We start from the raw sequence: 5361 nt of genomic DNA on the forward strand, positions 1-5361 counted from the left end.
CGGTGGGTGTCGAAGAGGCGGCCCAGCAGTCTTCCGCGGGCCTCGGCGTCGGCGCGCAGGAAGCGTGCGAAGTCGCCCTGGGGCAGCAGGACGACCTGGCAGAACTGCTCGCGGCTCATGCCGAGCAGCTGGGTGATCTCCTCGCCGATCTCCTGGTGGGAGCGGCTGAGGTCCTTCCAGCTGCCGGCGGTGGCGTCGTGCTCGCGCAGCCAGGTCTGCGCCTTGTCCAGTGTGGTGCCGGTGCCGCGCTTCTTGGGGCGCTCCCACGGCGGCTGCCGGGTGATCTCCAACCGGCGCCCGGCGACGGTCAGTTCGAGGGTGACCGACGTGCGTGTGGCGGGGGCCGCGTGGTCGCTGCGCAGGGTCGTGCCCTGGCCGCTCTGCCGGGCGCCGGGTACGGAGCCGTAGAGCGCGTAGCACACGGCGTCCAGGACGGACGTCTTGCCGGCGCCGGTCGGTCCGTGCAGCAGGAAGAGTCCCGCGGCCGACAGTTCGTCGAAGTCGATGGTCTGGGTGCCGCCGAAGGGGCCGAAGGCGGTGATGTCCAGCCGGTGCAGCCTCATCGGGGCCCCTCCACCACGGTGTACGGCATCACCGCGCCACCTCCCGCACGGCCTGGTCCGCGCGCACCGCGTCGAACGCGTCGCGCAGAACGGCCTGTTCGTCCGCGTCGGGCCCCGCGCCGCGCACATGGGCCACGAAGTCCTCGGCGATCTGCTGGTCGCTGCGGTCCGCGAGGCGGCGGGCGTAGGACACCTCGGGCTCGTCGGCGGCCCGCTCGGGGTCGAAGACGAGGCTGAGGGTGTGCGGGAACCGCTCGGTGAGGCGGGCCATGGGGTCGGCCGGGCGGACCGGGTCGGTAAGCGTCGCCTCGACCCAGGCCGCCTCGTGCGGCGCGAGCGCCGGATCGGCGAGCAGCTCTTCCAGCCGGCCCCGGATCCGGGCCAGCGGGCGCGGCACCGGGCAGTCGATGCGCTCGGCGGCGACCGAGCCGTCGGCGTCGAGGTCGACGAGCCACATGCTCTTGCGGTGCGCGGTCTCCGAGAAGGAGTACGCCAGCGGAGAGCCGGAGTAGCGCACGCGCTCGGTGAGGGTCTGGCAGCCGTGCAGATGCCCGAGCGCCACATAGTCCACGCCGTCGAAGACGGCCGCCGGCACCGACGCCACACCGCCGACGGTGATGTCCCGCTCGCTGTCGCTGACCTCGCCGCCGGTGACGAAGGCGTGCGCGAGGACGACGGACCGCGTGCCGGGTGCGCGCGTGGCGAGGTCGGCGCGGACCCGGTCCATGGCAGCGGCGAGCACGGCCTCGTGTCCCGGCTTCTCCACCCCGAACTCGTCCTTCACCAGGGCGGGTTCGAGGTACGGCAGACCATAGAAGGCAACGTCGCCGAAGTCGTCCCGAAGTACCACCGGCGTGCCGCACGCCGACGGCTCGGTGCGCAGATGAATCCCCGCCCGGCCGATCAGCCCGGCGCCGACCCCGAGACGGCGGGCGGAGTCGTGGTTCCCGGAGATCATCACCGTCGGCACGCCGAGGTCGGCAAGCCGGTGCAGGGCGTCGTCGAACAGCTCCACCGCGGCCAGCGGCGGTACGGCCCGGTCGTACACGTCTCCCGACACGACGACCGCGTCCACGTCGTGCTCACGCACGGTCGTGACGAGGTGGCCGATGAACTCGGCCTGGGCGCCGAGCATGCTCACCCGGTGGAACGCCCGGCCGAGATGCCAGTCGGAAGTGTGCAGCAATCTCAAGAAACCGCTCCGACCTGCATGTTTTCCCCTCCTGCGCCCCAAAAACCAGCACGAACCAGCACGGGCTCGCGATCAGCACTCACCACGCTAACGTCTATGGGGCCCTGATCCACCACACGCCTCAGCTCCTCACCCGCTTCCGGCACCGAGTTGCCGGAAATGTCCGCAGTGATCTGGCTGACGGTACGGCCGAGGCTTCAAGGCGCTTCGAGGAGGGGCCACGAATCCCACATGCGTCCCCCAAAGCCTCTCGTGCGAGATCGTGGGCAGCACTTCAACGACTTCGGGGCCGGCGGAGGCGTGCAACCGCGCCAATGCTGCGGCGTACCCGACGATCCAATCGGGGGACGGTCGTTGGTGGTCCAGGTACTGCAGGACCAGGACCCGCTCACCGGATCGGTGCCCAGTACGGCGGGGCACCACAGGCGCTTTGGCCTGGGAAGCGAGCCGTAGAGCGGCCACCTCGCGAGCGTATCGCTCATCGGCATCGTTTCCCGTGACGATCTGCTCCAGCACCGCTGGTCCAGCGGCCAGCTCGACGCGCCACACACGTGAGCGCGGGCTGCTGCTCAACCGGCGAGAACGCCGAGGCAGCCCCCGATCGGCCTGTAACTCGTCGCCGAAAGGCAGTCGCGACCACATGAGCACACTTTCCCATGTGACCGGGGTACTTGGCTGCTGGAGTCAAGGAAGGGACCGCTGCGCGGAGGATCACCGATCGGGACATGCCGGCGGCTGAAGCCGGTCAGCGGTTGAGCTGGACCACTGGCTCACGGTTCGAGGCACGGGCGGCTTCGAGGCACTCGTCCCGTTCCGCGAGTTCGCGACTCGTATCCGGGGGCCCGCTCCTACTGGTCGCCCGGGAGCGCTCCGTCGGCGCGGACCGCCGTCGCCTCGGCGATCCGCTCGGCGAGGGTGTCCACGTTTTGGAAGGTGAGCCCGGCCAGCGCCACATGCTTCCAGCGGACCACGCCCTCGGCGTCCAGCACGAACGCCGCAGGCCGAGTCCGGGCACGGCGATGCCGTACGCCCGGGCCACTTCGCGGTCGGTGTCGGCCAGCAGCGGGAAGCGCAGGTCGTACTGCTCGGCGAAGCCCTCGTGGCTGTCGAGGCCCTGCGGGCTGATGCCCCAGACGGTGGCGCCGAGGTCCTTGAACCGGTCGAGTTCCGAGGTGTACGAGCACAGCTGGCGGGTGCAGACGGCCGTGTTGTCGCCCGGGTAGAAGGCCAGGACCAGCGGGCTGCCGCGGTGCGCGGAGAGCGTGTACTCGCTCCGCTCGGGGCCCGCTGCGGTGCGGAGGGTTCCCTGGACGGTGAAGTCCGGGGCGGGCGAGCCGATGTCGGGCGTCCTGGCCATGGTGAGTCTCCCTGTCGGGAGCAGCGGGTCGGTCCCGCAGCGTCGCGGTCCCGCCGGGCAGTCTGCCAGTCGCCCGCGGGGGCACGCGGCGCGGTGGCGTCCGGTGCGCGGGTACCCGGCGGGGACTCTAGGACTCCTGCGGCTCGTCGTCCGACGCGAGGATGGAGTCCTCGAGCTTGCGCAGCAGCCGTGCGATCTGCCGGCGTTCGGAAGGTGAGAGGCCGCCGAGCATCCGGCGCTCGTTGTCGAGGTGCTCCGCGAAGACCGTGTCGACCGTTGCGAGCCCCTTGTCGGTGAGCCGTGAGTAGACGACCCTGCGGTCGTCCGCGTCGCGTTCACGGACGATCAGGCCGTCCTTCTCCAGCCGGTCGATCCGCAGCGTGACGCCGGCGGAGGAGACGAGCCCGGAGTCGGCGAGCTGCCCCGCGGTCAGGCGGTACGGCTCCCCGGCGCGGCGCAGCGCGGTGAGCACGTCGAAGCCGGCGACCGACAGGCCGTGGCGTTCGATCGATGCGGTGAGCCGGGTGCTGTAGCGCAGGAACGAGCGGTGCAGCCGGGCGAGGACCTCCAGCGGGCTGGTGTCCAGCTCGGGCCGCTCGCGGGCCCAGTCGTCGATCACCTTCGCCACGGCGTCGCGGTCCGCCGGCTTCGATGCAGCCATCGTCTTCCCCTCGTACGGCTCCGCCGGCACCCCTCCGGCTTCTCACGGCACTGAGAATCTTACCGCTGAGGAGATGACACGTGCCGGGACGGCTGCAGAGCACGGATGACCCCCCCCGGGGGCGCCGGTGGTCAGCCGCGGGCCCGGCGGGCCACCATCCGGACGACCACGACCGCGAGGAGCACCGCGGCAGCCGGTCCGGCGGCCTTGCGGAGCAGCACGGGCAGGGCCGCGGCTCCCAGATCCACGGCCTCGGGCTCGGCGGAGGCGGACGAGGCGGCCGCCGGAGCCGTGGCGGAGGCCGGTGCGACCGGGCCCGCCTCGCGCAGCAGGTCTTCCGGACGGTCGGCGAACTGCCGGACGATCCGGTCGCCGACCTCGGTCATGATGCCGCGGCCGAACTGGGCCGGGCGGCCGGTGATGTCCAGGTCCGTGCGGACCCGCACGCGGGTGCCGCTCCCCTCGGCGGTGAGCGTCGCCGTGACCACGGCCGACGCCGTGCCGGCGCCCCGCGTCTCGCTGCCGGTGAGGTCGAGAAGCAGGCGGCGGGCCGGTTCGTCCCGCCGGACGGTGCCCGAACCCCGGTAACTCATCTGCACTGCGCCGACCTTGACTTTGACCCGTCCGGTGAGCGTGTCGCCGTCGAGCGTGTCCAGCACCGCTCCGAGCATGCAGGGGGCGACCCGGGCGAGGTCGTGGAAGAGCTTCCAGGCGTCGTCGGGGTCCGCGGCGACGGTGAACGAGTGGTCGAGCTGCATGGGGGTCCAATCCGGTGAGGGGAGGGCGGGAACGAGACGGGGCTCGCTCCCGCCTCGGCCGTCGGCGGGGTGGCCGCAGGCCGGTGAACGCGGGTGAGGGAACGGCGGATTCAGCTCCGGCATGCGGCGCGCACGAGATCGCACCCGGCTCGGCGGGAGCGGGCCGCGGCGCACGACGACACCGAGCGGGCGCAGCGCGTCCTCGACGGCATTGGCGAGGACCGCCTGCGGGGCGATGGCGCCGCCCTCGCCGAGACCCTTGACGCCGAGGCCGTTCATCGGGCTGGGGCTGACGATCTCGTCCATGTCGAGGTCGGGGATCTCCGAGGACGTCGGAACCAGGTAGTCCATGTAGGTGCCGGTGCGGGGCTGGCCGTCGGGGCCGTGGATCATCTCCTCGTGGAGCGCGCCGCCGATGCCCTGGGCGATGCCCCCGGTGACCTGTCCTTCCGCGATCATGGGTTGACGATCACGCCCGCGTCGTGGACGACGACGTAGTGGAGGATCTCGACGGCGCCGGTGTGCTCGTCGACCTCGACGACGGCCGCGTGCGCTCCGCTGGCGACCGCGAATCCCGGTGGGCGGAAGTGGACGGTCTCGCTGAGTTCGGTGCCGTGCCGGCCGTCGGTCGGCTCGGGTGTGCACGGCAGCGGTGCACGCCCGGCGAGTTCGGCGAGGGCGATCGCCGGGCCGCCGGGCTCCTCGGTCCTCACCACGCCGTCGGCCAGCACGAGGGCGGCGGCCGGTGTGCCGAGGCGGCGCGCCGCCGCTTCGATGATCTTCTCCCGTACCAGGCGTCCGGCCCGGTGCGTGGCGTTGCCCGCGTTGAC

Annotated in this window: 5 protein-coding genes and 2 pseudogenes; all 7 read right to left on the reverse strand. The window is 72.2% G+C overall.

The window, feature by feature from the left end:
* Positions 1-563: AAA family ATPase (locus ACTWQJ_RS45795; RefSeq protein WP_443312307.1), on the reverse strand; the 563-nt coding region annotated here is incomplete at its 3' end.
* Positions 564-591: 28 nt separating this feature from the next.
* On the reverse strand, positions 592-1755 hold the full coding sequence (locus ACTWQJ_RS45800) for an exonuclease SbcCD subunit D (protein ID WP_443312308.1): 1164 nt from the start codon (positions 1753-1755) through the stop codon (positions 592-594).
* Between the two features lie 129 nt (positions 1756-1884).
* Entirely contained in the window at positions 1885-2397 is a 513-nt protein-coding gene (locus ACTWQJ_RS45805) for a phosphotransferase (RefSeq protein ID WP_443312309.1), read from the reverse strand.
* Positions 2398-2603: 206 nt separating this feature from the next.
* Positions 2604-3112 (reverse strand): annotated as a pseudogene (locus ACTWQJ_RS45810) (peroxiredoxin).
* Between the two features lie 127 nt (positions 3113-3239).
* A complete protein-coding gene (locus ACTWQJ_RS45815; RefSeq protein ID WP_443312310.1) occupies positions 3240-3773 on the reverse strand; it encodes a MarR family winged helix-turn-helix transcriptional regulator in 534 nt (177 codons plus the stop codon).
* Between the two features lie 131 nt (positions 3774-3904).
* Complete coding sequence (locus ACTWQJ_RS45820) at positions 3905-4924, reverse strand: SRPBCC domain-containing protein (RefSeq protein ID WP_443312311.1); 1020 nt, start codon at positions 4922-4924, stop codon at positions 3905-3907.
* A pseudogene (locus ACTWQJ_RS45825) lies at positions 4907-5325 on the reverse strand (molybdopterin cofactor-binding domain-containing protein); the annotation flags it as partial. The gene ACTWQJ_RS45820 and the pseudogene ACTWQJ_RS45825, both read right to left, overlap by 18 nt.
* Positions 5326-5361: the final 36 nt, after the last annotated feature.

The organism is Streptomyces sp. KR55 (genome assembly GCF_052245645.1).
Taxonomy (GTDB): Bacteria; Actinomycetota; Actinomycetes; order Streptomycetales; family Streptomycetaceae; genus Streptomyces; species Streptomyces flavusporus.